Source organism: Lysinibacillus sp. 10T31 (assembly GCF_056394365.1).
The window spans coordinates 1-670 of sequence record NZ_JBFTHS010000153.1 but is presented as its reverse complement, the minus strand read 5'-3'; the positions used below and the strand labels follow the sequence as shown (position 1 = coordinate 670).

The window sequence follows — 670 nt, the reverse complement described above, 5'->3', positions numbered from 1 at the left end:
GTCGAACTCCCCATCACAACAGGCACCTTGATTTTTTTATCTGCCGGGAGAGCCTCCAATACACTCACCGGAATAAACAAATCATAACCAGTCTTCGTGCCTGCGTCGGACACCTTGGGGGGATTCGTTGCGCTCATGCCTTGCACATGGGTTATCAGCATGGTGTTTTTAGGGACTTTGACCAGCGTTTTGCCAGTGTCAGGCAGACTGATGGCCTTGGGTTTGCTTTGTTCAGTAAACGCCTTGACGTCTTCGCAACTGAACACTTCCAAATGCAGCAAGTTCTTCGGTGCGGGGTCCGAGTGATTCTGATATTTCCCTACATGACCGATCAGGCTGCCAGCTTTTATAGGAAATGGTCGCTCCAACAGATGAACCGTATTCTTCTCAGTTGGCTCAACTTTCGTTTCAAGCAAACTCTTCCGAATGTAACCGAGTATTCCGTTGCTAGCGGTCAGAGCGGGAATAGAGCTACCGCTGACGATTTCTATCAGTTTCTGGTATTCAGCGTTTGCCCCGTCATTCCCGATTTTTACCTGAGCCCCAATCGGCAAAATGGCCGTTGTGGCGCTTGCCCGGTTAGCACTTGCATGAACGGCAAGGCCTTTTTGGGGCGGGGTCATTTCGTCTTTCGCTGCAACGCCTATGATGTAGCTGTTAGGTGTTGCAC

At 50.3% G+C, this 670-nt stretch carries 1 protein-coding gene; it reads right to left on the bottom strand.

Going from position 1 to position 670, the window contains the following annotated elements:
* Positions 1-670: hypothetical protein (locus tag AC1DCY_RS27315; RefSeq protein ID WP_477355827.1), on the bottom strand; the 670-nt coding region annotated here is incomplete at both ends.